The 26,039-nt window shown below is 36.1% G+C and carries 29 protein-coding genes and 1 pseudogene; 8 read left to right on the top strand and 22 right to left on the bottom strand.

The window, feature by feature from the left end; all coding sequences use genetic code 11:
* Positions 1–149 precede the first annotated feature (149 nt).
* The gene (csrA, locus tag MP622_RS03835) at positions 150–404 is read left to right on the top strand and encodes a carbon storage regulator CsrA (RefSeq protein ID WP_016166582.1); all 255 of its coding nucleotides are present in this window, start codon (positions 150–152) and stop codon (positions 402–404) included.
* A 54-nt stretch (positions 405–458) separates the two neighbouring features.
* Here the strand turns inward: csrA and rnhB are convergent, their stop codons facing one another.
* The 3 genes from rnhB to MP622_RS03820 form a co-directional block, all read right to left on the bottom strand.
* Positions 459–1,031 (bottom strand): ribonuclease HII, encoded by a 573-nt coding sequence (gene rnhB / locus MP622_RS03830; RefSeq protein WP_243792631.1) that lies wholly within the window; start codon positions 1,029–1,031, stop codon positions 459–461.
* A gap of 66 nt (positions 1,032–1,097) precedes the next feature.
* The gene (locus tag MP622_RS03825) at positions 1,098–1,463 is read right to left on the bottom strand and encodes a hypothetical protein (RefSeq protein WP_228155303.1); all 366 of its coding nucleotides are present in this window, start codon (positions 1,461–1,463) and stop codon (positions 1,098–1,100) included.
* A gap of 127 nt (positions 1,464–1,590) precedes the next feature.
* Positions 1,591–1,968 carry a hypothetical protein gene (locus MP622_RS03820; RefSeq protein WP_044738518.1) on the bottom strand — a complete coding sequence of 126 codons (378 nt, stop codon included), beginning with the start codon at positions 1,966–1,968 and terminating at the stop codon, positions 1,591–1,593.
* 228 nt (positions 1,969–2,196) lie between these two features.
* Here MP622_RS03820 and MP622_RS03815 point away from each other — a divergent pair, with 228 nt between their 5' ends.
* Positions 2,197–2,751, top strand: coding sequence for a cytochrome b (locus tag MP622_RS03815; RefSeq protein ID WP_243792629.1), 555 nt, complete (start codon positions 2,197–2,199; stop codon positions 2,749–2,751).
* A 54-nt stretch (positions 2,752–2,805) separates the two neighbouring features.
* Here the strand turns inward: MP622_RS03815 and MP622_RS03810 are convergent, their stop codons facing one another.
* On the bottom strand, positions 2,806–3,804 hold the full coding sequence (locus MP622_RS03810; RefSeq protein ID WP_243792627.1) for an adenosine deaminase: 999 nt from the start codon (positions 3,802–3,804) through the stop codon (positions 2,806–2,808).
* A gap of 64 nt (positions 3,805–3,868) precedes the next feature.
* The gene (locus MP622_RS03805; RefSeq protein ID WP_016166588.1) at positions 3,869–5,191 is read right to left on the bottom strand and encodes an NCS2 family permease; all 1,323 of its coding nucleotides are present in this window, start codon (positions 5,189–5,191) and stop codon (positions 3,869–3,871) included.
* Positions 5,192–6,411: 1,220 nt separating this feature from the next.
* On the opposite strand from MP622_RS03805, the gene MP622_RS03800 reads away from it, so the two are divergent.
* Complete coding sequence (locus MP622_RS03800; protein ID WP_243792625.1) at positions 6,412–7,122, top strand: transglutaminase-like domain-containing protein; 711 nt, start codon at positions 6,412–6,414, stop codon at positions 7,120–7,122.
* 749 nt (positions 7,123–7,871) lie between these two features.
* Here MP622_RS03800 and MP622_RS03795 read toward each other — a convergent pair.
* The 9 genes from MP622_RS03795 to MP622_RS03760 all read right to left on the bottom strand — a co-directional run bounded on the left by MP622_RS03795 (position 7,872) and on the right by MP622_RS03760 (position 14,839).
* Positions 7,872–8,129: a hypothetical protein gene (locus tag MP622_RS03795; RefSeq protein ID WP_243792623.1), complete on the bottom strand. Its 258-nt coding sequence runs from the start codon at positions 8,127–8,129 to the stop codon at positions 7,872–7,874.
* Positions 8,130–8,842: 713 nt separating this feature from the next.
* A complete protein-coding gene (locus MP622_RS03790) occupies positions 8,843–9,082 on the bottom strand; it encodes a hypothetical protein (RefSeq protein ID WP_052662040.1) in 240 nt (79 codons plus the stop codon).
* Between the two features lie 867 nt (positions 9,083–9,949).
* The gene (locus tag MP622_RS17380; RefSeq protein WP_279577668.1) at positions 9,950–10,078 is read right to left on the bottom strand and encodes a hypothetical protein; all 129 of its coding nucleotides are present in this window, start codon (positions 10,076–10,078) and stop codon (positions 9,950–9,952) included.
* Positions 10,079–10,328: 250 nt separating this feature from the next.
* Entirely contained in the window at positions 10,329–10,475 is a 147-nt protein-coding gene (locus MP622_RS03785) for a hypothetical protein (RefSeq protein ID WP_243792621.1), read from the bottom strand.
* Positions 10,476–10,955: a lysozyme gene (locus MP622_RS03780; protein ID WP_243792620.1), complete on the bottom strand. Its 480-nt coding sequence runs from the start codon at positions 10,953–10,955 to the stop codon at positions 10,476–10,478. It abuts the gene before it with no gap.
* 19 nt (positions 10,956–10,974) lie between these two features.
* Complete coding sequence (locus MP622_RS03775) at positions 10,975–11,253, bottom strand: holin (protein WP_243792618.1); 279 nt, start codon at positions 11,251–11,253, stop codon at positions 10,975–10,977.
* Between the two features lie 86 nt (positions 11,254–11,339).
* Positions 11,340–13,121: an acyltransferase family protein gene (locus tag MP622_RS03770; RefSeq protein WP_243792617.1), complete on the bottom strand. Its 1,782-nt coding sequence runs from the start codon at positions 13,119–13,121 to the stop codon at positions 11,340–11,342.
* Positions 13,122–13,234: 113 nt separating this feature from the next.
* Positions 13,235–13,609 (bottom strand): hypothetical protein, encoded by a 375-nt coding sequence (locus MP622_RS03765; protein ID WP_243792615.1) that lies wholly within the window; start codon positions 13,607–13,609, stop codon positions 13,235–13,237.
* A gap of 426 nt (positions 13,610–14,035) precedes the next feature.
* Complete coding sequence (locus tag MP622_RS03760) at positions 14,036–14,839, bottom strand: Bro-N domain-containing protein (protein WP_243792613.1); 804 nt, start codon at positions 14,837–14,839, stop codon at positions 14,036–14,038.
* A gap of 151 nt (positions 14,840–14,990) precedes the next feature.
* Here MP622_RS03760 and MP622_RS03755 point away from each other — a divergent pair, with 151 nt between their 5' ends.
* The gene (locus MP622_RS03755) at positions 14,991–15,311 is read left to right on the top strand and encodes an Arc family DNA-binding protein (protein ID WP_243792611.1); all 321 of its coding nucleotides are present in this window, start codon (positions 14,991–14,993) and stop codon (positions 15,309–15,311) included.
* A 22-nt stretch (positions 15,312–15,333) separates the two neighbouring features.
* Here the strand turns inward: MP622_RS03755 and MP622_RS03750 are convergent, their stop codons facing one another.
* The gene (locus tag MP622_RS03750; protein WP_243792610.1) at positions 15,334–17,253 is read right to left on the bottom strand and encodes a P-loop NTPase fold protein; all 1,920 of its coding nucleotides are present in this window, start codon (positions 17,251–17,253) and stop codon (positions 15,334–15,336) included.
* 89 nt (positions 17,254–17,342) lie between these two features.
* Positions 17,343–17,687: a hypothetical protein gene (locus tag MP622_RS03745; protein ID WP_243792608.1), complete on the bottom strand. Its 345-nt coding sequence runs from the start codon at positions 17,685–17,687 to the stop codon at positions 17,343–17,345.
* Positions 17,688–17,789: 102 nt separating this feature from the next.
* Between MP622_RS03745 and MP622_RS03740 the strand changes: the two genes are divergently transcribed.
* From MP622_RS03740 to MP622_RS03725, 4 genes are all read left to right on the top strand, one after another.
* Positions 17,790–18,008, top strand: coding sequence for an excalibur calcium-binding domain-containing protein (locus MP622_RS03740; protein ID WP_243792606.1), 219 nt, complete (start codon positions 17,790–17,792; stop codon positions 18,006–18,008).
* Entirely contained in the window at positions 17,947–18,651 is a 705-nt protein-coding gene (locus MP622_RS03735) for a hypothetical protein (RefSeq protein WP_243793444.1), read from the top strand. Before MP622_RS03740 ends, MP622_RS03735 begins: the two co-directional genes overlap by 62 nt.
* A gap of 143 nt (positions 18,652–18,794) precedes the next feature.
* Positions 18,795–19,415: an SOS response-associated peptidase family protein gene (locus tag MP622_RS03730; RefSeq protein ID WP_243792605.1), complete on the top strand. Its 621-nt coding sequence runs from the start codon at positions 18,795–18,797 to the stop codon at positions 19,413–19,415.
* Between the two features lie 14 nt (positions 19,416–19,429).
* Positions 19,430–19,654 (top strand): hypothetical protein, encoded by a 225-nt coding sequence (locus MP622_RS03725; RefSeq protein ID WP_243792603.1) that lies wholly within the window; start codon positions 19,430–19,432, stop codon positions 19,652–19,654.
* A 229-nt stretch (positions 19,655–19,883) separates the two neighbouring features.
* On the opposite strand, the pseudogene MP622_RS03720 reads toward MP622_RS03725, so the two are convergent.
* From MP622_RS03720 to MP622_RS03695, 6 genes and pseudogenes are all read right to left on the bottom strand, one after another.
* Positions 19,884–20,429: pseudogene (locus MP622_RS03720) on the bottom strand (macro domain-containing protein); the annotation flags it as partial.
* 14 nt (positions 20,430–20,443) lie between these two features.
* On the bottom strand, positions 20,444–21,136 hold the full coding sequence (locus MP622_RS03715; RefSeq protein WP_243792602.1) for a hypothetical protein: 693 nt from the start codon (positions 21,134–21,136) through the stop codon (positions 20,444–20,446).
* A 258-nt stretch (positions 21,137–21,394) separates the two neighbouring features.
* Entirely contained in the window at positions 21,395–22,378 is a 984-nt protein-coding gene (locus tag MP622_RS03710) for a contractile injection system protein, VgrG/Pvc8 family (protein ID WP_243792600.1), read from the bottom strand.
* Positions 22,369–22,584, bottom strand: a complete 216-nt coding sequence (locus MP622_RS03705; RefSeq protein WP_243792598.1) for a tail protein X — start codon at positions 22,582–22,584, stop codon at positions 22,369–22,371. The genes MP622_RS03710 and MP622_RS03705 overlap by 10 nt, the downstream gene beginning before the upstream one ends.
* A 2-nt stretch (positions 22,585–22,586) precedes the next feature.
* Positions 22,587–23,045: a phage tail protein gene (locus tag MP622_RS03700; RefSeq protein ID WP_243792596.1), complete on the bottom strand. Its 459-nt coding sequence runs from the start codon at positions 23,043–23,045 to the stop codon at positions 22,587–22,589.
* Entirely contained in the window at positions 23,045–25,936 is a 2,892-nt protein-coding gene (locus MP622_RS03695) for a phage tail tape measure protein (protein WP_243792594.1), read from the bottom strand. Before MP622_RS03695 ends, MP622_RS03700 begins: the two co-directional genes overlap by 1 nt.
* Between the last annotated feature and the right edge of the window lie 103 nt (positions 25,937–26,039).

Below are 26,039 nucleotides of genomic sequence, written 5' to 3'. Positions count from 1 at the left end.
CCAGAGGCGTTTTAGTAAATTTCAACAGAATTCTATAAATACCTACCTATTTGTCTTTATAAGTTCTGTTAAAATTTTCTTTATAACGAAGGTTGTGTTTTTTTAACTTTTTAATCAATGCAGGTTTAGCATTTTGCAAGGAGATAAACATGCTGATTCTGACCCGACGTGTCGGAGAAACATTAATGATTGGGGATCAAGTCAGTGTTACTGTACTTGGCGTTAAAGGCAACCAAGTTCGTATTGGCGTAAATGCTCCAAAAGAAGTATCAGTTCATCGCGAAGAAATCTATCAACGCATTCAACATGAACGTGCGATGCACGAACACCTGCAACATCTCGATCAAGATTATCAGCCTTCTTTTGAAGAAGATAATTACTCCCAGAATAACTTTAATCGTTAAAATTAAACGTTATCTCCTAAAGCGGCTTTTCTAAGCCGCTTTAAATTTTCTAGCCTAGTCAAATTGTGACAAGGCTTTTTTTACTGGTGCATAACTGCGGCGATGTTCTGCAATAACACCGTGTATCGCGATAGCTTCAAAATGCGCTTTGGTTGGATAACCTTTGTGCTTGGCAAAACCGTACTGTGGATATTTCTGATCTAAAGCCACCATATCTCGATCACGCGTGACTTTGGCCAAGATACTGGCCGCAGAAATTTCTGCATGCAATGCATCCCCTCCAACTACAGCATCACAACTTATGTTTAAACCTTGTGGAATCTTATTTCCATCCACCAAGACATGCTCTGGCGTGATTTGTAATGCCTCCACTGCACGGCGCATTGCCAACAAGGATGCTTGTAGAATATTGATGTCATCAATTTCTTCATGACTGGCTTCTGCAATTGCCCATGCCAATGCTTTTTCTTGAATCTCTAAAAATAACTTCTCACGCTTTTTCTCTGTGAGTTTCTTAGAATCATTTAACCCTTCAATTGGATTATTCAGATCAAGAATGACAGCTGCAGCTACAACCGAACCAACTAAAGGACCACGCCCTGCTTCATCTACACCCGCTACTCGCATGTCTTACTCTCATAAAAAATGGCTGGAAAATCAGCCATCTTAGAATTAATCATATATTCAATATACTTATTTTAACATTTCAGCTGTGCATGTTGCAGAAGTTTTTGTTGCAGCCAATGTAGAATAAGCATCTTTTGCCTTCGGATCTATTGCTGCTAAAGCCAATTGCTCTTTAGAGAACATTTTCGGTGCATTGTCACCCACACATTTACATACTTCACGTTTTTTCTTTTGTTTTTGATCTTTAGATAAAAGTTTACTACCTACAATCCAAGTAGGATTACTCTCAATTTCCTTCATACATTTTTGGTTTGACGCTATTCGAATCACAGAAATACCATCTGATTCTGAACCAGATAATGGTGAAGATACGCACGCAGAGAGCATTAATACTCCAGTTAAACACATTAAAAACTTATATTTTTTCATCATTATTCAACCTTTGTTTTACGTAAATAGATTTATAGGTCATTTATTGTTCTGAACAATATAAAATAAAATATGATAAAGCACAAAAAGTATTGCAATAAAAAAGCTAGGAGATTCCTAGCTTTTTAAATTATTTATTTACCGCTTCACTCACACAACTTTGAATGGTTTTCGCCACAACATTATTGACTATCGTTGCACGTGCTGCAGGGTCTATAGCAGCAGTCGCCAAATCTACAGTCGTCACATTTTGTGGTGCTTTTTCGCTCACACAACCACAAATATCCGTTTGAATATTTTGTTTTTGCTCAGCAGTCATAAGCTGTGTAGACTTTTTCCAAGCAGGAGTATTATTTAATTCTGTCACACATTTTGAATTGATTGCAATTTTGATCGCTGCCATCCCTACTTGCTGGGTTGTCGCTGCCGTAGTTGTTGCTGTTTCTGTTGTAGCACAAGCCGTTAGAACTAAAATAACAGGCGCAAATGCAGCTAATCTTTTTTTCACAATATTACCTTGATGATTGATTTAAAGTAGCGCTATTGTGCCGCAACACCAGTAAATAAAAAGCCCTGATTGACTTAATGATCAATTGGTTGTGCAATTTAGCAACAAACCCCATCAAATAACATCAGCGTTGCAACAAATATACGCATCGTTGCAGAATTTGCATTTTTTTGTAATTTTAACTTCAGTAAGATTATAAAAATTATTCAGCCTATTCACTCATACTTTATGAAAAATACATCCCCCTATTACACGCGTACCGCGCAGGTCTTACACTGGATCATGGCGATTATTTTTATTGTCGCTTGGATCATTGGTTTCTATAGTGGGAACTTTTTAAGCTATGAGACTGATGGAAGCTTCAAAGGTGACGTCATCACCTTACACAAGAACATTGCTACGACCATTATCTTCTTAGTCATGATTCGTATTTTCTGGCGTTATACGCATCCAGCCCCTTCACTGCCAGACAGCATGTCTCCAACAATGAAGGTATTGGCTCATCTTGGGCATTTAGCGCTATACCTGATGTTACTTGCCTTACCAATCACGGGGTGTTTATTCAGTTGGAGCGCAGGTCATCCTGCACCTGTTTTATATATGTTTGAGATTCCTCGCCTTCTAGAAGAAAACTATGATGTATTGGAAATTGTAAAACCGTTACACATCTATCTATCTTGGGCAGCAGGTTTATTGGTTGTAGGGCATATTGGTGCTGCATTAAAACACCACTTTATCGATAAAGATGGTGTGCTCACCAGTATGACCCGCCAACCCAAGTAAAACCTAATCATAAAAAACCGCACAATCTCGTGCGGTTTTTTTATATTAAAAGAATTACAGGCTCTGGATTGCTGTAATCCATTTTTGCTTTTCAGCATCACTAATAAATGATGCTTCAAAAGAGTTCTGAGCCAATTTTTTCAATTCATCATTCGACAAAGATAATGCTTCTGTAATCGCAATGAAATTGTCATTCATATAACCACCAAAATATGATGGATCATCTGAATTGACTGTGACATGCACACCCTGCTGCAATAAACGGCGGATATTATGCTCTGCCATATCATCAACTACACACAGCTTTAAGTTACTGAGTGGACAAACCGTTAACGGCATTTTCTCTGCAATTAAACGTTGCATTAAAGCAGGGTCTTCTTCTGAACGTACCCCATGATCAATACGATTCACTTTAAGTAAGTCTAAAGCTTCCCATACATATTCTGCTGGACCTTCTTCACCCGCATGTGCAACGACCAAGAAACCTGCTTCACGTGCTTTGGCAAAGACACGTTCAAATTTTGAAGGTGGATGTCCAACTTCACTAGAGTCGAGTCCAACACCAATAATTTGATTTTTAAATGGCATCGCTTGTTCCAATGTGTCAAATGCAGCTTCTTCACTTAAATGGCGCAAGAAACACATGATTAAATGTGAACTAATACCATATTGTGTTTGAGCATCATCACAAGCACGCTGTAAACCATTAATTACGGTTTCAAATGCAACACCACGATCGGTATGTGTTTGCGGATCAAAGAACATTTCTGTATGCATGACACGATCTTCATGACATTTTTCGAAATATGCCCAAGCCAAATCATAGAAATCCTGCTCATGCACCAGTACGTTTGCACCTGCATAATAAATATCAAGGAAGGATTGCAGGTTATGAAAATTATAGGCTTGCTTGACTTCTTCAACTGATTTATAAGGAATTTCAATCTGATTACGTTGTGCAATTGCAAACATCAGTTCAGGCTCAAAAGTCCCTTCAATATGAACGTGTAATTCTGCTTTTGGTAAAGCACGGATGAGCTCAAGTTGATTCATACCTTATCCTTAAAAAAGAAAAAGGGTGTAAACAAGTTTACACCCTTAACATTGGTGTGGGGGATTAACCACCAAAAAATGCAAATTTAATTGCCCAAAGCACTGCAACAATCCAAACCATATAAGGAACAGTTGAAGCCTTGCCAGTACATAATTTAATTAACGCATAGCTAATAAAGCCCATCGCAATACCATCTGCAATTGAGTATGAAAATGGCATAAATACGATCGTTAGGAATGCAGGCACAGCTTCAGTAATATCATCCCATTCAATATGGGTAATCCCCTGAATCATCAACACACCCACAAATAACAATGCAGGAGCTGTTGCAAAACTAGGTACAGATTGTGCTAATGGGGCTAAAAACAAACACAAGATAAATAAAACACCAACCACAACAGCTGTAAGACCTGTACGACCACCTGCTGCGACACCTGCTGAAGACTCAATATAAGGCGTGGTTGATGATGTACCTAGTGCAGCACCTGCAACAATAGCTGTTGAGTCAGCAAATAATGCTTTTTTCAAACGAGGTAATTTACCATCTTGCAGTAAGCCAGCACGATGCGCGACCCCTACTAAAGTACCTGTTGAGTCAAATAAGTCCACCAAGAAGAAGACAAAAATGACGCCCACTAGACTCGCGGTAAATAAGCCTTCAAAATCCATCTGTAAGAATGTAGGTGCAATTGAAGGAATTTCGCCTACAACACCTTTGAATTCGCTTAGCCCCATCACGGTAGAAATTGCAGTCAGCACTAAAATACTGATAATAATCGAACCGCGTACTTTAAACTGGTGTAGTACCACAATCATTAAAAATCCAAACAACGTCAACAATACGGTCGGTTGCTTAAGATCACCTAAACCAACCAGTGTTGCTGGATTATCAACAATAATGCCTGAGTTCTTTAACGCAATTAGTGCGAGGAACAAACCAATACCACCGCCAATTGCAAACTTAAGTGACATTGGAATTGCATTGACAATCGCTTCACGGATTTTAAACATGCTAATGGCAATAAAAACCAAACCAGAAACGAATACTGCTGCCAAAGCAGTTTGCCACGGCACACCCATCCCCATACAAACAGAATAGGTAAAGTAGGCGTTAAGACCCATACCAGGTGCTAAAGCAATTGGATAATTCGCAATAATCCCCATCACTAAACAGCCAATCGCTGCTGCGAGACATGTTGCGACAAAGACTGCTCCATGATCCATCCCTGTTTCGGATAAAATCATTGGATTAACAATAATGATGTAACACATGGTTAAAAAAGTGGTTACACCTGCAAGAACTTCAGTACGAAAAGTCGTCTTGTTTTCGCTTAATTTAAATAAGCGTTCAAGTACGTTTTCTGAAGATGGATTAGGAGTCGTCATGACCTAGCCCCTGTAAAAAAACATTATGCCAAAATTCCGAATTGGACTAAAAATAAACTTTTTGCCATTTGATTCTCGAAATTTAAAGCAATGGGTATGCCAAATATCTAATGCTTTTTTTTAAGCTAAACAAGGAAACTGTCATTGCCAAACATAAGGCTTCCTTTTCAAGTAAACGAAAAAAGCTGCATATATTATGCAGCCTTAACACTTATACTTTATAAATCAATAGCTTAAATAAAAAACATAAACATTTCTTTAAATTCGGCGTGGATTATAACATATTGATTTTCACGTTGTTTCTAGAATTTATGCACGGCAGCGACTAAGCCTTAAAAAATGAGATACGAGTAAATTTAAATCTTTAATTACAAAAATAAATTCGTACTGCTATTGATCTTTTTTCCTCAAAATATTTTTTGATTGAGCATCAGCTTCAATTTTTTGGAGTGAGCTATGTGCTTCGTTTATCAAACGATCAATTTCTTGCTTCTGCCTGTTCTCAGATTCGTAATATACGCTCAATCCTAAGATACAGACCATCAATAGAAACACAGGTATAAGGAACTTTTTCATTATAATAAAATAAATTTTTTAATTATTGGTAAAATATACACTATATTTTTTTCTAGTTCACTTTGTTTAAATCAAATAGAGCCGACTCATTTAAAAATTATATTTTTCAATTGTTTATAAATAATATTTCAGTGTGCTACATTCATACAGAATCTATTGCACCAGCAATTTATAACTGCAAAATTATAATCATTAATGAAAACCCATTTATTCATTATTATTCAACAATTTAGAAATAAAATTCTTCAAATAAGTCCTTTCAAATTTTTCTCATAAAAATCTGACGATAGATCTTCATATATTATTCACTAAACACCCACTCAACGAATTGAGCGCCTCCACCCAAAGAAGAAATTTAATTCACTTAAGCACATTCTGTTTGATTATGTGTCAATTTCGAACTTATCCGAACATAAGCTTATTACCATGTTATTTATGAACCATCCTCCTTCCACCCAAAAAATAGTTAGATCCTTTATAAGGGCAATACACGAGTCGTTATTGTTAAAAATATGAGTTTCTTAAATAGACTCATATTTGAATATATCTAGATGGTCGGGGCGTATTTCTCTGCTTAACCTTGACTTCAGACTTACTCCATAGTTTTTAATCCAATTACTCACTTTAGATTTGGAATATAAATTATGGAACAATATCTTAAAGCAACGTCACTACTCGATTATAACCACCCATTCATTAAAAATTTAATTCAAGAGAAAGAATGGCATAAGTTGAGTGATATTGGAAAAGTGAAGCAAATCTATAACTTTGTAAGAGATGAAATTCAATTTGGTTATAATTTAAAAGACTCAATTCCAGCATCTACTGTTTTAAATGACGGTTATGGTCAATGCAACACCAAAGCGACTTTATTGATGGCTTTATTAAGAGCTGTCAAAATTCCAACCCGACTGCATGGTTTTACAATCGATAAAAGCTTACAAAAAGGGGCTATTGATGGCATTTGGTACAAGCTGTCTCCACAAAATATTCTGCATAGTTGGGTAGAAGTCTATGTAAATGAAAGTTGGTTTATTTTAGAAGGGGTAATTCTGGATAAAGAATACCTAACGAATCTACAAAAAATGTATAAGAGTCCTTCAAATATTTTCTGCGGATTTGGGGTCTTTACAGAGAATTTTGAAAATCCGCCTATAGACTGGAATTTAAGCAATACTTATATTCAGGATAAAGGAATTAATCAAGATTTTGGAATATTTGATAGCCCAGATGATTTTTATAACCAACATCAACAACAACTTAGCTTTATTCAAGGGATAATGTTCAAAAATATAGTAAGACATTTAATGAATAAAAATGTTGATAATATTAGGAATGCCAAGATTGTCGAGTAGCTGAATTCAGTTAGCATATATGTGTAATTGATTGAAAAAATGTATTTTTTAAATTTAATATTATTATCTGTGTGATTCATAGACATTCTTTCAATATGATTGGTGTTTATGAATACAGAAATAAAACCACAATTTGTATGGCTTAAATTTTTTAAGAGATCGCCAATGTAGGTCTAGTTTGTCGAAGATGTGCATTTCTAGACCAATGTTACACAAATGATGGGAAAAATATTCTGCGCAAAGATCTTGATGAATTAAATCCCCAGCGTGAATATCCATTAAAGTTTCTGAATACGCGAGCCAATGCGGAACTAGAATCCTTAATATTTGAAATGTACGCGGCTAGAAATATTGATACTCTAGGTTTGCAAACAGTGTTGATATGACTGTTTCGAATCTATTGCCCTTAGGGACTATGTATAAAGTGCTATCCATTCATCAAGTCAAACTGATTGAAAAAAACTCTGTCATAAAGTAATTTTCATTTGGTATGAATGCTCACGATCAAGCGATAGGATTTAAATGAATTACAGTATCGCTCTCGATGGCTGCACACGATATTGTCTTTAAGGCTCTATAAACATCGACCACCAGCGAATACTTTCGACTTAACTGTGTGATTAAAGCAATAGTCTGATCAGATGAGGTCTAAATACAATACAACTCATCGAATGAACCCATTCAGCACACCAATTAGAAGAGAAATTTCGAGATCGTCCAATTAAAACCATCTCCTTAAACGATATAAATTATTCTGCATAAAACTCGTCATTCGACATAAACCCTAAATAAGTAATACACGTTGCGAATATGTCCATAATTTGTGGATGCCCATTATTTTCTAGCCAGTCTTTGCCCAACATCGAAAAATGCTTCACCATGGCTGCATTCAAGTTTTCATATTTCTCTTCCATTGGAAGAAACACGACATGGTTCTTAGGGATTGGATTACTATCTTGTAAAAAATTCAAGTTAACCATGTACCAGTGTAATTTCTTAGTTGTCATTTTTATTCTCGAATCATTAGCCAATAACTTTTTATATTATACGACGATCAATCAATTCTTGATCAGTTTGCTTGTAACATCCCTTAAACGTTACAATATTTTAAATATCAATAATTGAATGGGTCTATGCAAGTTGAACCGTCAAAACTCCAAGTAAAATATTAGGAAACTATATACGGCCAAATACGTAATTCCTTATTTTTAGCTAGTTTTCTCATCATTCATATAGCCTGATATAAGATAAACCTATATTTGGAAGTCTGTTTATCACCATTAAGATTATGGCGATGGAAGTGAGATTCCAAAATATTTTCACAAAATTCTCTGGTTTGGTAATCCCCCCTAAAAATAATAGGATCTTAAAGTAGAATTTTCTCTTAAGTTACTAGCTTCGATTGTTACTCCTAGAAACTTAAGTAATATTTCGCATCATTATGACTCATGTTTTTAATCATTACCTCATATATGGGTTGGAAATTAAAAGCCAAGAATTGTAGTTCTTGGCTTTTTTCTTGTTATTCAGTTTTCATCACTCAGATCATTTTTTGTGGTTTGTCTCATCCCTCTTACAAAGTTTTTTACAGACTAATTGTGAACATTTCATATAAGAAAAGTTAAACCTACTCAGTTATGCTTTTTAGAATTTTTCTTTGAAAAACAATGCTCAGATAATTTTCATCCTCTGAGCATTGTGGGTAGTTTAAATAATTAATTTAATTCAGTTTTGAAACATAAATTTCGTAATGTGGATTTGTATCTTTATTTGAAATCACTTCATCTATTACGTATTTTTCAACCATTCCATCGGGCAATGAATGGTGAAGAAAATCCCCCTCTTCAACAGGTACCTCGATGTCTTTACTAGTAATCATTATTGACTGAACGATACAATATTTTAAAACTAACTCCTCTCCCGTACCATTTTTTATTAATTTTAAATCTATTCTATTCATCACTTTAGGTCTCCTTTAAGTGATTAATTTATTCTAGATCAAACATTATGATTATTAGCATTTTGGCATTAGGCTGTAAAGAAGTACTCCTTTCAGCCTGAACCGATATTGTTTCATTTTGTTTATTAAATTTTACTATTCGGTCTAATGATATAAATAATAGTTTGAAAACATAATTTTGCTTTAGATCTTTAGGAACGACTGATTATTTATGTGACTTTTACTCAGTTTTTTACTTCAAAGTATGCTATGTGTTTTATAGTACAAATCCTATTTATTTACTCATAACGTCAAACTTTCAGAGATTCTCATGATTTCATAAGTGAATTCTAGAAAGTTTACGCTCTTTTACTGTAGACCATAATAGATACAGACCTCTTACTGCCACGCTGCCTAGGTTTAAGTAATTTCATATGTACCCACCATCACAGCAAAATTGTATAAAAATTAATCACCACGTTTTATTCAATGCGTTCCAACCCATTTTTGCCACAAATCCTGACACAAAATAAACTTTATTAATGAAATTAAATACAGCAATTAAAGGAGGTTAAACAAATAGAAGGCATTAAAAAAGGCTTAGAAGCTACTGTTTTCACTTATAAACCTTTGATAAATATATGGTAGGCATATCCAGACTCGAACTGGAGATCTCTACGATGTCAAGGTGCGGAAAACTCAATTAAAACAATTGCTTAATTTAATTTGGCGTAAGAATGGCGTAAAAACCAAGTTATCCACAGGTTTTTAATGAAAAAACCGACTTAGTTTTAAGTGCTAAATCGGTTCTAACTGATCTCAATATAGCTGATTTTAATAACCATAACAATGAAGATCTGAGAGCGCTACGTTTTTGTAAACAAGCTCTCACATAGAAGGCTTTTCAACAATTGAAATAATCGCTGCGTGCCGTTGCTGACAATCGACATACTTTCGACGATCATCAATCATAATTGGCAATACATCTTTACCTTGACCCGATTCCAATTTTTGCAAATCAGGGCAAGCTACTTTTAAATTAGCCGGTATTACCAGCTTCGTTGATGAGACGCACCCCGTCATCATCAAGACAAGTGTTGATATAAATAGGACGCTCAACGATCTTTTGCACCGTACGTGTAATCGTTTCTGTTTTAACACGCTCTGTTTCTTTGCTTTGTTCATAATCTTCACTGGCCTTCTGTGCTTTGTCTTTAGCAGCTTCTTCTGCTTCTTTGTATGGTTTGACCGCTTTCGCTACCTCCTTTTAAACTTTGGCTTTGCATGCAAGATCGGCTTTCATAAGCTCCCCTGCATAGTCATTGGTCTGCCAAGTTTTCCAGAGCGAGAACAGCAAAAGAATGATGATTAAGGTCCACCGTTTGTTATTCAAAATCAGATAGAGAATCGGCATTTAGTTCTCTCCCATGCACTTTTCATAACGGGCTTGCTGACGAGTCCAAACGCCATAACAGCCGTTCTTACGAATTGAGCAATCTTTCTTAGCAACGTATTTCCATTTCAAAAGTGACTTACAAGCCTGTTCGTAGTTGCGTACTTTTAGACTTTTAAGCATTGAAGATTGTGACCACGCACCAGTACCGAACTGATAAGTGAAATCCATGTATAAGTCATACTCATTTTGCGAAAGTGGAATGCCAAGCAAAGACTTATTGAAAATCTTTGCATCTTTATTCATGTGGAATTGCAGATATTCAGCAGCTTGTTTTTTGGTAATTACTGGATCTGTGATTTTTACCTTCTGACCGTTTGGGTAAACTGTTGTACCTGTTCCAATCGTGGCAACCTTACCACTATCGAAGTAAGGCTTTAGCACTGTCCCCTCGCGGTTTTGAGTCCACGCAACACCAGCTAAACTGATCACTGTTGCCATAGTCACGGCATACTACGTTTTATTCGACATTGCATTCACCATTAGCTTTACGTAGTGCGATTCGATGAAGCTCAGCTTCGCGTTGATCAGCTTTGCTCTTGTAGTACCAAGTGACAAAGAAACTAAATATGCTGACCAGTAAGCCGCCTAAACCAATAACAACACCCAATAGCGTCATCGGATCTAAACCCGATGCCCACCCCAAAAATGAAACTCCCCCACCAGCTACAGCAGTTTTTGAAGAAGCACTTGTAACCGCTGCACTTGCTTCAATTGCTGTTTGTGCATGATCTGTCATGCTTCCCCCTTATTTTTGGTAATAAAAAACCCTGATCTAATTAAAGATCAGGGTTTATAGGGGTTTGTTGAGTGTTTAAACTTTAATTAGAGACCATCAAATTCTTTATTAAATAATGGTTCTAAGAGTTTTGCTCCAGTTAAGTTCAAATGATTACTGTCAAAGTAATAAGGGTATTTATTAGCATCACTTATCACACATTGTGTATTACAAAATATTTGCTTAACATGAAATATTTTTAGATTTTTATGTTGAACTTCTAATGCTTCAATTTTCTTGAAGAAATTAGAATTATCATCAAGATACTTATCTACACCATACAAAGCAGCTGAATTATTGTTATATAAAATTTTGGGCACAGGTTCTTTGTAGATAGGCACAGGCATAATGAAATGTATCGTGATGTCCTTATGTTTTAAAATCTCCTCAATCTTTCCAAGCAGCTTATCGTCCAATGCTGGTGATGAGTAATGCATAACAATTGTATTTGTACCCAATCTTTCGGCTTCACTGATAAGTGTGCTTACTGTAAATGGACCCTCGATCAATGGTGTGTTTGATACAACAAAATAAGTATTAAACTTATGTTTTTCAGCTACACTCGCAAAAGCCATTTTTATAGAATCTGAATGACTATTACCGACCAATAGAATTGACTTATCAAAATCTTCTTTATTTATTTTACATGTCACAGCCTTCGGATCGACAATACGTTTTAGCTTACCGCAACGATATGTTGCACGATCCTTTAAGCCCGCAAAAATATTTTTTTCTTGTTGGTTATAGAAGTAATTTTGAGTAACTTTGGTGATGCCAATTAGAGCAAAAATTGATATAGCAGAAACAACATAAACCAATTTTATGTTTTTAAAGTTCCGTGTTTCGATGAATTTATTCATCAATATTGAAGCAACTACAATCAGAATAAATAAAATAATTTTGTCTGATAGGCTTTCAGGATGAAGATTTGTCCCCGTAAATGGTTTGTACAGATATAGAACAATTATTGGAAAGTGAACTAAGTAAATAGAGTATGAATAGTCTCCAATTTTAGAAAGAAATAAACCAAGCTTACTTTCTTGTAAAATTTTTGGTAATCCAAAACTTAGAACTAAAGCAGTCGCAATACATGCTATTAGTGCATGTATACCAGGGTGCGCATTTAATCTATTTACAGAGTTTCCATCAATGTGAAGGAATGGAACAGCACAGATCGCTATTAAGCCAACTAACCCTAAATAGCTATAATTACTGAACTTAATATTACCATTATTAGTGAGATAATAAGCTACCACAAAGCCTATCAAGAACTCCCAAACACGTAATGGCATCATAAAAAATGATGTTTGAGGCGCTAACCCCAAGATAAAAATACAACTTAATAAAGAACCTACCAACGCAATAGGTAAGAAAAATTTAGACTTTCTAAAGAAAAAGACCAGTAGTGGCACTATTAAATAGAATTGGATTTCAACTCCAAGTGACCATAAATGTAACAATGGTTTGAAATCAGACTTACTAAAATAAGAGTTCTGTAGCCAGAATCCAAAATTGTTAGCAAAGAAAACACTATATATTGATTGAGTTAGAACGGCTTCTTGTTCTGAAGGAAGCACAATAAATATTGCTGCAATTAATGTAAGGATTACTGTCGCAAAGTAGGCAGGAAGTAAGCGCTTTGCTCGCCTTTCAAAGAATTTTTTTGTTTCTCCTGGCTTATAAAGAATCGCCATTAAGAAACCACTTACAACAAAAAAAACATCAACACCTAAAAAACCACTTTGAATTCCAGAAATTTCAAGATGGAATAACACCACAAAAATAACAGCAAAAGCTCTCAAAATCTGAATATCATTTCTTTTATTCATAATTAAATATCATTGAAAAAATACGTTATGGATTCTATCAGTGACATTTTGATTTTTCATTAACTTACTCACTCACACTTGTTAATAACTAATTAAAAAAGCGGCCATAGAACCTAAGTCCTATGGCTGTTAAAAATTAGATTTAAATTACTTGCCAAATCGAGTGGTGTAATGTCATGAATATTTTTATGGGCCAACTCACCCATCTTTTTTTCAAAGGTTTTGTACTGCGTCAAAATCCAATCTTTAGACTTTGTATGCTTGCCTACTTTATCCCAATAAACATCAAATAACTGCTTATAGGTGAAAACAGGTTTTTCATTTACTGGAGCATCTTCTTTGGCACCTGCTTTCAACTCAAGTATTTTTATTGCGGCCCACTGCTCACATTCTTTTTCTGTATCTCGGGTTGCTGAGTAACGCTTTCCATCGAACATTAATTCAATTCGATAGGCATCACCTCTTTTTCTGGCTTTGGGTAATTTCATCGTACAGGTCTTGGCGTAATCTTGGCGTAAGTTATGGCGTATTTTTACCAAAAAGAGCAACAAATGCACCAATTGCGCCAAATTACAGGCAAAAAAAAGACCTACAAGTTATTGATTCTAACTGTAAGTCTTTGATTTTGTTTGGTAGGCATATCCAGACTCGAACTGGAGACCTCTACGATGTCAATATCAAGCTATGACCTGATATAAGCCATTGGAATATAACAATTTCATAGGTTATTTTTGAGCTTTTTTTGGTCAAATTTTCACCCAACTAGACCCAATAAAATCAATAATTTAGCACTTCATTTCTCTACAACTTTTTAAGACTTTTCCATGAAATGCTTAATAGTAAATTTATCTTATATATCGCTTTGGCATAGCCATAACTTAGCAATTAAAAACCGCCCTTACAGGCGGTTATTTTTACTTGATTAGGCTGTACCTTTGGTGCGGTGAAGTTGCTAATTCAAACATGTGTTTATAGTCATAGTTTGGCAGTTCTACACCGTACTTCTTACACAGATCCGATATGGCATAGGTCATATAGAACATGTTGTCATGCAGCATAGACACCAGTAGCGGATTCAGTTTTGCCAGTGCTGGGCTATGGGTATTCCACCATGCCTGAAATAGTTTGGCTTGCCCGCAGAGTATTTCTATAGATTGGTTTTCATCTATATGAATGTCCCCTTTGGCTTTAATTTGCATGGTTTCTAGGTAGTCCACAGCATCTTGAAAGTGAATGGCTAAGAGTTCGCTATAACGTGGGATGCGAAAGTGCTTGTTATGTCTAGCCCAGAGTTCGGTTCGTTTCTTTGTGCTGCCCTCACAACGTCGGTCGACAATTTCCTTGAGTATGGCTTGTTGCTCTGCGTTGATTTTTACTCGAGTGTCGATTTGCTGATGCTTTATTTCATTTTCCAGTACGTCGAGTACCCATTTACGGAATTCTTTGGCGACTGGTGTTTTTGCAAACATAGCGATTAAATGACAACCGCGCAAAGAAAAAACTCTAATTTCGCGTGTTTGACCCTGCAACGTCATTTTGACGTTACAGGTCATTCCACTAGAAAATTCATCAGCTTTTCTTTCAAATACTTTATTAACTGCATCTTCTCTCGCATAACCTAACATCTGACCAAGTTGACGCGAGCTAATCCATTGCTTTTGGTCATGCATAATCACATCGAGAGTTGTATCCCTAAAACAAAGTGATAAACTAGTCATATCAATATCCTTCATTTGGTATTGGTAAATACCCCGTCTTCCGCCAAGAATGTTCGGGGTATTTTTTTATTCAAAATAATGTCCACTGGACATATTGCAAATATATATGTCCACTTGATACCATGTCAACAGAATTTTTCAGGATGAAGTCATGGGTAAACATCTAGGTGTTGCATACAATTTACGCTTACCGCCAGAACTAAAAGATAAAATTGCAGAGTCTGCTAAAGAGCTAAACCGCTCTATGAATGCTGATATTGTGGCTAGGTTGGAGCAAACTTTTAGTGACCCAATAATCAATGACCCAAAAAGCATAATTGATAGGTTTGATAAAGTGATTTCTATTATTGAACAGCAAGAACAAACCATTAAAAATCAGGATCAGACAATTACAGCTTTAAAAAATATGCTGAATGAATTATCAGTTTCAACGACTCAGGCTGTTGAGCTACTTAAGAAAAAAGCACCATAAGGTGCTTTTTCAAGCTTTGGAATTAATTTCCAATATATGCAGAATCATGAATTTGTTTGAATATAGGTAAAATTTTCTGCTCAATTTTAGCTTTTTTTAATCGAAGAGAGTTAGGTAATATTTCATCTTTGATATTTTTAACAACATCATTTATCCAATCCTTTTCTTTTGGATAAACAGGATCTTGTATTTGAAGCTGATAACGTTTTCTTAATGCAGGTAAAACAGTAGATAAGTCTGATTTAGATAGATCACACAATTTGTTAGAAAATTCAACAGCATCAATTTTATTAAATATTGGTTGATCATAGAATAAATTATCACTGCTATTCGTTAAATTTATTCTATGATAAAATAAACTAGAATCTTTACTCATTAAATCCAGCAAATCAACAGCCATGTCATTAAAATAACTCTCATATTTTCTCTCATATTCAGCATTAACTTCATCTAAAAAATCACTAAAACTCTTCAACCCATTAGCATAAAAAGAATATCCAGCTGCATGCTCCCTATAATCAATATTACTTAAACTTTTAATATTCTCTTTAATAGGAATTGTTTTATTAAATGAGTTTAAAGCATGTTTTTTTAAACCAGATAAATCATCCCCAATAATAGATTTCTCTTTAAAGTATACCAACATACTATAAGTATGTATAACATCTTCCCAATTTTCAAAAAATTCTTGTTCTAACTTTAATATAGCTTGTTTAATTAGATCATCAAACTCTGATTCACTCATATCAAAGTAGTTCATTAATTGAAACCAGACTGGCTTTTCAGCTTTAGTTCTAAAATAGTTTTCATCAAGCCCCTTATTAATTAAGTCTTTATCTACAATATTATCGACAATAATATTATTCCATGTTTTTTTATTTAAAATATATCCATTAAATTTATTTAAATCATACTTAGATATAAAACCATCCATTGTTAATTTATTTTTAGTCTCATCACTACCTTTATCATCTTTGAATTTTAAAATTTCCTCATAAAAACCTGAATTCCTATATTCAAGAGAAAATATCAAGAAATATTTTAAAATTAAGTCAAATAGCTCATCATCTTTCTTAAAAAAATCAGAATCATGAAATCTCACAAACTCTCTAATAGTCTGTTTAAGTGTTCTGATATTTTTATAATTAGATAGATTATATATTTCAATAATTAAATCTACTTTTTCCTTAAGTTTGTGCTTCACATCTAGTCTAGGAAGTTCTCCTATAAAACTCAATAAAGCATTCTTAGCATCTCCGTGGAAAGTAAAAGTTGTGCCGACTAACTTTTCCTTCTCATCATCATATTTTTTTTCTTTATCATTTTTTCTAATTTCACTCTCATTACCAAGAATAATAGCCTTAGAATTAGTATGTTCAACAAAATAATTGATATAACCGAGTGTTTGCGCTATAGGCATTTGGCATCTTTCTAAATCATCAAAAATCAATATTAATTTTTCACCATCATTTAATGCGGAATTTACATCAAGATTAGGAATTGAAATTGATAGTGACGTATCTTTCTCACCACCATTACTTAAATCAATTTTTGTTGAAGCTTTTACTAACCCTGCTGCAACTTTACCAAAAAATTTTGTAGCACGATGACTTAATATTGGGTGTAAAGCACAAAATATTTCATCATCTATTATATCTTTTTTAGAAACACCATTTAGACTTATATAAATAACTCTTTTATATCCTTTATCTTTAAGCTTATCTTCTATCTTTTTAATAAACCAAGTCTTTCCTGCCCCCCAACTTCCATTAATTAGTACTGCGTAATCATTTAATGAATCTTCACAATAATAATCCAGATATTCTTCAATATGTTTATTTGGTTCTGAAATATAATTAACCACAAGTGACTCTCTAAATTTTGGATTATTGAAAAAATATAAATTTCTAAGAAATTCAAACATTATTGGTTCTTTCTGCATACCGACTAATTTTATAAACAAAGCAATGCAAAACTTATAAACCTTGCTTACATTGAGTAACATTCACAAAAGTAAAATAAACAAATTACCTATTTGTGTTTCCTACAGACAAAATTTGCTAGATCGCTCTTGCTTGAACCAGGAACTAAATCAAACCATTTCGTCGGGTTGACCTTGATTGCTTTCACAGAGACATCACTACCACCTATTTCACGCATTTTCATGGTAGAGCAGTTGGTTTCTGTCTTAGTGTAATAGGTATCGTAAACACCGACACGCTTATGAATTGCAGTAACAATATTGCCACTACGCTTGGATTCAATTAAATAATATTTACCTTTGTCACCAGCCACACTACGCGGTATAAGCGTTTCAGCGTATGCTATGTGACCAATCCCCATTAAAGTTAAGCTCAAGATTAGTATTTTTTTCACATCATCACCCTAAATTTTTTATGATAAATTTCTAATAAACAATATATTAAATATACTACAATTAAATTTTTATAAAAGCCGTTAAAAAAACATATAGAGATTATGAAATTTTTACTCATTATAGTTTTGGGGTTCACTTCCATCCAAGTTTATGCAAAAAAATGCGCTGACTTTAGCACCCAAAAACAAGCTCAAGACTGGTATGAACAACGTAAAAAATCAGGTCAAACTGGTTGGAAAAGTTTAGACCGTGACGGCGATGGTCAAGCGTGTGATTGCTTGCCGGGTGGGAATGGTAAGAAGTGTCCAAAGAGGAAGTAATATGAAGTTTAATTTTTCGTTAGATACAGCAATTATTATTACCTTACTAACTGTTCTTCCTTTTGGTGTTGGGCAAGCATATTTAGGCGGTTTACTTAGACCATTCTATATAGACCCAATTGTTCTTAATTTTTCTGTGCAAGATAAGATTTATTGGGGGTTTCTAAAAGGTTTTAACCTATTTATTTGGACAACTTTAGTATTTATTATTCTCTTCGCATTACGCCATATATGGAGTTCTTTAGGCGTTGCAGCTTTCTTAGATAAAAAAATTGTCCAATATCTACAACGTAAATTAAAGATTAAACATATTGATACTTTGCAACCTCACAATCGATCGCAACAAGAAGAATTTGAGAAAAGCTTTTCATCAATTGCTGTTACCATGCTTTTGAGTATCGGATTACTTATTGGCTATTTATATGCATTATCTCACTTTGAAACCAAAGGGAAAGAAAATGGGGCGAAATACTTAGCGAATGTAAAAGTTTTACCTAAAGTTAGTGCAAATAACTCCAATCAGACTTTATATTTAATTCAATGTGGTTCTGCACTCTGCGCCTTAATTGATGAAAAGAAAAACGTATCTCTAGTTGAGCCTAAGAATGTTGTTTTGCTTGGCAGCAACTTTACAGACAAATAATACTCCGAACGGCGCAATTTTTTACTGCCCTCACTTAGAGGGCTTTCTTGTAAGTAATAAGCTTTAAGTAAGAAATACAAAGTCCACGTGCATATGGAAGCAGGTATATAATTCTAAGTAATGCTTTGAGTTAAAATTATTCTATGTGCTCAAATTACCAAATACCAAGTAAAAAAGACTTAGCCCTGCTAGATGTCAACACAGATCAATTCGAACTTGATTTAAAAGAACATGTGTACCCTTCTTACCATGCCCCAATCATCCTGAATGGATCTGATCGTTTAGAGCTTGATATCGCAAAGTTTGGACTACTACCAAGCTGGGCAAAGGAATTACGATTTAGCAGCCATACATACAATGCGCGGACTGAAACTGTAGCTGAAAAGCCAAGCTTTCGACATGCATGGAAGTACAGCAAGTTTTGCCTAGTCCCTGTTCAAGAGTTCTATGAACCCAAATACATTAATGGTAAGCCGTACTGGTACACCATTAAGCGTAAAGATGGCCAACCTTTTACGGTTGCTGGTATCTATGATGATGCTGTAATTGAAGGTAGTAAGGTTCGCTCATTTTCAATGCTCACGATCAACTCAGATCACCATCCATTTATGAAACAATTCCATGCGCCTAAGGATGAAAAGAGATCTATTATTGTTATTCCAGAGCAATACAGAAAAGATTGGCTCACGGCGGATCATGAACACGCACATGAATACTTTTTTCAAATGCCCGATGAATTTGTCACTTTTCCACGGGATGCTTAGTCAAGGATGAAGCTATGTGGTGTATTAAAAAGAAAGGCTTATATCTATCTAGCCAAACAGTAACTTATGAAGATGATTACTGGGAACCATCAGAGATTGGAGCTCAAATAACGACACGTTTCGAATGGGTAAAAGATAGTGACTTGGCGATGACATTCATGGATAGCACCATAGCCAATGGTTTTCTAGCCCGTCAGCGCGGTGGATTTTGGCGGGATGCAGAGGTTGTGGAGGAGTAGTGTTTGTCTGGTTGAGCTGGAGAATTAGGATTTACTTGGCAGGAACTTTACAGATGAATAAAGCGCCTTACGGCGCTTTATAAGTACAAAACAACATTGGTTATTCAGGCAACATATCAACCATAAATTTAGCGAAAGCATCAATGTCTTCGAGTTCATTCTCAGGCTTACCACCACCTGTTAAATCACGAGCAATTTTGCCAAGGCTTCCGTATTCACCAATAGGTGGAATTAAAATATTTATTGCTGGATCATCTATTTGAGACAAAATATTTTTATAAATCATATAATTTTCAATATCACCACAAACAAAAAATACGCTTGTTATCATAGTGTAGTGTGGCAATGCAGAAAGAATTACACCAATTGCTATTTCAGCAGCCATTTGCTTTGGGAATGCATAAACTCCAGTGCTTATACTTGGAAATGAAATGGTTCTAGCTCCAATTTCATTTGCTTTGAACAATGCACTGCTATAAGTATCACAGAGCAATTGAGTTTCTTTTTTTTCTCCTCCCAACCATCTTGGACCCACAGCATGAATAACAAATTTTGCCGGTAAATTGCCAGCAATAGTTATTTCTGCACTACCAGTTTTACATCCACCTTTATCTTTATTGAGCTGAATACAGGCCTCTTTCATCAAAAGGCCTGCTTTTTTATGAATGATATAATCAAGACCTCCACCACCTAAAAGTGACTTATTTGCAGAATTCACCAATGCATCTATTGGAAGCCTTGTGATATCACCATGAAGTAAATGGACAGTTTTCATGATCAACTCTTACACTAAGCTCTCAAGTTTTTTTCATTTTTGTAGTTGGTAAAAATATTATCCATTTCTGTTTTGAAAAGACCAATATATCCATCAGATAATCCTCTACTACTAGATGGATGCGGGAAGCAAACAACTTTACAAGTTTCAAACTCCTCAAAAAACACTTTAAATTTTCTACCATCATGTTCTTGTTTTCGAACTACTTCTAAAGGTGATGTTTGATTACCTACTATGGCTGTAAATTTGTCCCACACTTTTTCATGTCTTAATAAATTGATTAATTTACTCCCCATGAAAAGAATAACTTTAGGTTTCAAAGTAGCAATATGAAGGAGAAAATTATTAATTGCTTCTTCTTCTAAAAATCGACCATATCCATTAATACTATTATTACTGGTATATGCCCAATTCGTTTGGATAATACATTTATCAAAATCTGATCCCAATGCATCTTCGTTTAAAGGATGTCCCCATAAAGTAAACCACTTTTTAATCTTATTATCGTATCGCCAGCCTTTAGCCTGTTCACCATAGCGTAAGGTTTTATTACTAAACGTACATGGGATTGAAAAATCAATTGGAGGAACCTTCCCTTCATTTTCTTGGTCTGCCTTTGACCATCCCCATTCATAACCACATATTACTAAGCCTTCTTTATCGTTAAAGCCTTCAAATAATGTATTTGCCAAATTAAGTTCAGTCATGTTGTTTTTCTCAAATAGAGTATGCATTTAAATTAGCAAAACAAAACACAAAAAACAAATAAATTATTATTAAATTTCAATTACTTATATTGTTTTTTAAAAGCAAAACATCTCAACGGCTTTAAAACGCTTCATCGCACCACTTTTTACATAAATTTACATTTAGTCTTATTTTCCAGATGAAATGCTATTAGGAAGTTCACTTTTAATTTCGATTCTTTTATCAATTTAAGATAGCCAATTATTAATTCATCGTAATTATTCAACCACCTTCACCCCCTCCACCCCACAGCTATACCCAAGTGACTTATCAATCGTATGAGTCACTTGCTCAATGATCCAGTTTCCGTTAATCCCTTCTCGAACCTCGCTAATCTCCAAAGGCATTTCCGCAGAAAGTAATGGATTACCTGGTAATGTTAGGCTTAAGGTTTCTTCCCCTCGTTTGGCTGTATCCAACGCAGACTGTGCGGCAACTTGTGCACTCTTGGCATCGGCATAGCTATGTTTCAAACGGCGGACTGGTTCGCCCTCACCCACTTGTACTTCATGCCGTTTGGCATTCTTACGCTCATTCCAGTAGGCAACCACAGTACCCGCACTATCTTTAGAGCTTTGTGTCATACGCCAACTGCTTAAGTCCCCACGGCTTAAACTGACTGAAGATAGGCTGCTTTCACCCCGTTTTAAAAACAATAGCTTCCCACCTGCAGCTTTGCAAATTACATCGTATCGTTTGGCCACTCGTAGTAAAAAGTTAATGTCTGATTCATCCGACTGATCGAGGTGTGGCAGTTTTACCGCCTTCAAACTATCGCTTACTTTGGATGCTAAGCCATGTTCATTGGCAATCTTTTTCACCACATCATCAATCGTGGTTTCTTTTGCCCATGAGCGTGTTTTCTGCGACATGATGGAGGTCTTTCCATCTTTACTTTCAGTTTGGATACTTGCACGTGCACGAATGGTCATTCGTTCTGGTGGACCTTCAAGCTCAATCTCATCCACAATGAATACACCCATTTTGATCAGATCGGCATCGTAGCCCATATACACTTCAAGCACCGCGCCTTTCGGTGGGAAGGTAATAGGTTGTTTAGGATCATCTGCCAATATAATTTCGCACAGATCCGACTCATATCCAGTCTTATCTGTCACTTTTATAGACAACAAGAAATTAGCAAGCACAGCAGTAATGTCAGCACCATTGGCCACAACGCGAAAGGACGGTTTTAATCCCATAATTTCACCTGCTTGTTAGAAATGACCGTAGACTGCTCTTGTTCAGGTAAAGTAATGAGTAAGCCTTCAGGCAACACAGCACCATGGTCTGCCAAGCCAACATTGATCTCCAAGATTGATTCCACAATGCGGTTATTGGTATTGCCATAATACTGATAGGCAATCTGATCTAACACATCACCTTCTTTGGTTTGATACTGTGCCATGTTTAAAATCCTAGTGAGTTCTTAACTTTAGCAGCCAATCCAAGTAGCGAGGCACTATTAGATTCCTTACGCAGAGTAATCGTAAATTCCTGACGGCGCGGTACGCCAAATGCGGCAAACTTGGTCTGTCCTTCATCGATCTGCGTAATGCACCAATAGCCTTCAATCCGACCTGTACCTGTAATCAATAACAATGGTTCACCCTTTGCAGCTAAAGCACGCAAGCTATGTAATTGCCCAGTACCACCTTTAAATTCAGGAAAGACGATACCGGTTAAAGTCTGAGTATCTTCACCAGGTCCTAAATATTGCAAGTTGTCCCACCCCCCATAAACTTCTTGCGCACCCCACTTATATTGCGTACTGCGGTTCAGCTCTTGGTAAGCTGCTGTGTATATGCCGAACTTAAAGGTGCCTAATCGCATCATAGTGAGGAATGAACCGTAGATTTGACCATCCATTACTGACTGTACCCCCAATCTAAATTACTGCTGCGTTGGGCAACGGCAGTTTCATGTCTCATCAGCTTCACCGCTTCTTTTGCAATTTGTTTAGGATCTTGCCCTGGTGCTGCATTAATCGTGAAGTAGTTAGTAACGTTTTGCTGCGGTGGAACCCTTTGTGAAGAAGTACGTACAAAAGATGGAGGCTCCTGTGCTGGTCTTGCAACAATTTGTGAGGATGACTGTGGCTCTGGTTTATTCAACCTAGTCTCACCAATTTGTGGAGTTGAAGGATTTCTCAACAACATATCACCAATTTTTTGTAAAGATGCTCGAGCAAATGATGGAGGTTCAGATCTTACAATTGCTGCTGCAGGTGGCTTTACACTTGGTACTGTTGGTCGTTTTTCAAAAGTATCTAATACTTTGCCAAACTCTTGCTTCAATGCAGGCGTGCGGCTTTGCATGCCAACACCTATCCCATCAACAATAAAACCGCCTAAGCCCGCCATTACACGTGACGGTGAATGGATATCCATTTTCTTAGTCATGAATGAGGGCATGTAGTCATTGATGCTTTTCCAAACACCTTTTAATCGTTCAAATCCAGATAAAATTCCTGAAATCAAACCATCAATAATATTTTTGCCAATCGACATAAAGCTACTTGCAAGCCCAGATAGAAACAGCTTAATTGCGTCAAAATTCTGGATGATGTAACCAAGCGGTGTAATCGTTAAGAAAATAGTGCAAAGCCCCGACCACGCAGTAGAAACAATATTTTTAATCACTCCCCATGCACTCGACATGAATGTGCCGATAGCGGTCATTCCTGTATTAATCACACCTAATACAGTGCTAAAGGCTGATTGAATAAATGATGAAATAGAAGTCCACACTGAACTGACAACACCATAAACTGCATTAAATCCAATCGTAAAACAGGTTTTAATAGCATTCACACCTGTCATAAAATAGCCAGAAATTGTCGCCCAAATTTGACCAAAGAAAGCTGTAATACTTGACCAATTCGCAATAATGATTCGAGGGATACCAATAAATGGCAAAAGTACATTTAATAAAGGGTTATCAGCAAATACGGTATCTACGCTTTTAATGATGTCTTTGACATAAGTTACACTTGCATTGAATACACTTTTTACACTCTCCCATGCTCCAGATAACGTGGATTTAATACCATCCCAAGCCGAACCAATAGTTGACTTTACCCCGCCCCATAAATCTGAAAAAAATGCTTTTATCGGTTCCCAGTTTTTATAAATCAGATATGCAGCACCCGCTACAACAGCAACAACTGCCGTAATTGCTAATACCATTGGATTGGCAAGCATTGCTTTACCAACAACTCCAAATACAGTTCCAATCATTTTTATCGGGGCAATCATTTTCGTTAGCATGGTAATAGCCACACCAGAACTACTACCCAAAACAGAAAAACTGCTTATAGCCAATGCAACAGGTCCAATAACTGTAGTTACCCCAATTGCCAGTGCTGAAACCCCACCTGCTACTGCTATTGCGCCTACGGCCACTTTGGTCAAGGTGGATGCTAAAGCAGGATTCTCTTGTGCCCACGCTGTTACCGACCCAATAACTGTGGACATTTTCTCAGCCATTGATGATACGACTGGCAATAATGCTGTACCAATCGTAATCCCTAAACCTGTTGCGTTATTTTTAAGAAGTTGAAGTTTATTTGCGGTTGTATCTGCTCTTGCTTCATATTCCTTTTGCATAGAGCTATCCCAAGCCTTTTTATTTGCTTGCGATACACTGTTTAGGTTTTTCTCTAATGCCTCCATGTTGGTTAGCAACGGCGCAATAGCACCCAATGATTCCGATCCAAATAAATCTTTTAGAATGGCGGCCTGTTTGTATTTATCTAGGCTGGCAATTTGCTTAAGCACCATAAGTGTGGTGCCATTGGCATCTTTCTGCATATCCTTTGCGACTTTGCCATAATCCAAGCCAAGTTCTTTATAGGCTGCAATTTGACCTTTTGTTGCAGACTCACCTGCAACCAATGCAAGCATTGTATTTTTAATACCAGTTGCAGCAATTTCCTCAGAAACCCCCATGCCTCGCATAGTTGCACCAAGTGCTGCAATACTAGAAGATGCAAAACCGCCTACTTCACCCAATGGGCCAATACGTTGCACAATTTCCATAATGCCTTTAGCGGCAGCGGGCGTATTATTTCCTAAAAAGTTAATCTGATCGGCAAGTGATGTGACCTGTTCTTGAGACATTTTGAATGCTGTGCGCATTTCTGCCATGGCCTGACCAGACTCTGCAGCAGTAATATCAAATGCAACGCCCATTTTCACAGCTGTTTCAGCAAACTTTGTTAATTCACCTGCAGCAATTCCAGACTGCGCACCTGATGCCACAATCGTCGCAATATCAGTTGCAGCCATCGGCAGAACCGTGGACATCTTGATAATTTCAGTGTTTAACGCTTTAAATTGTGAGTCTGTTCCAGAGAAAACTTTGTTTACATCAGCCATCGCACTTTCAAAATCAATTGCTAATTTAACGGGTACCACTGTTGCTGTTGCAGCGACTATCGACCCGCCTAATACTTTGGTTGCTCCGCCACGTACATTCTGGCGTAACTCTTCGACCTTATTGAGTCGTTCTTGTGCTTTGGTCAGTCGATTAATTTCATCTGTGACGGCGGAATATTTGGTGCGTAAGTTATCAACATTCTTGCCCATACCTCCGAAGGTTTGAATAGCATGGCTCAAATCCGCTTGATTTCTTTTTAACTTATTCACTTCTGTCCCAATTTTCCCTAATTGAGACGTGGTAGAACCAATTGCAGTTTTAAGACTCCCTGCAACCGCTCCACCAATTGTAATCAGCGCATTAAGACGTTTATTTGCCATGACATCATCAGAATGTTTGAGATGATGTTATGGTGAATGGCTAGAGGGAATTTTTCATTATTCACTATTTCAGTGCTGTATATACGTTCCATAAAAAAGCACC

Origin of the sequence: Acinetobacter sp. PK01 (assembly GCF_022819285.1) — a bacterium.
Taxonomy (GTDB): Bacteria; Pseudomonadota; Gammaproteobacteria; order Pseudomonadales; family Moraxellaceae; genus Acinetobacter; species Acinetobacter tandoii.
Note: the sequence above shows the minus strand (reverse complement) of the source record. Positions and strands in the feature narration are given on the sequence as shown.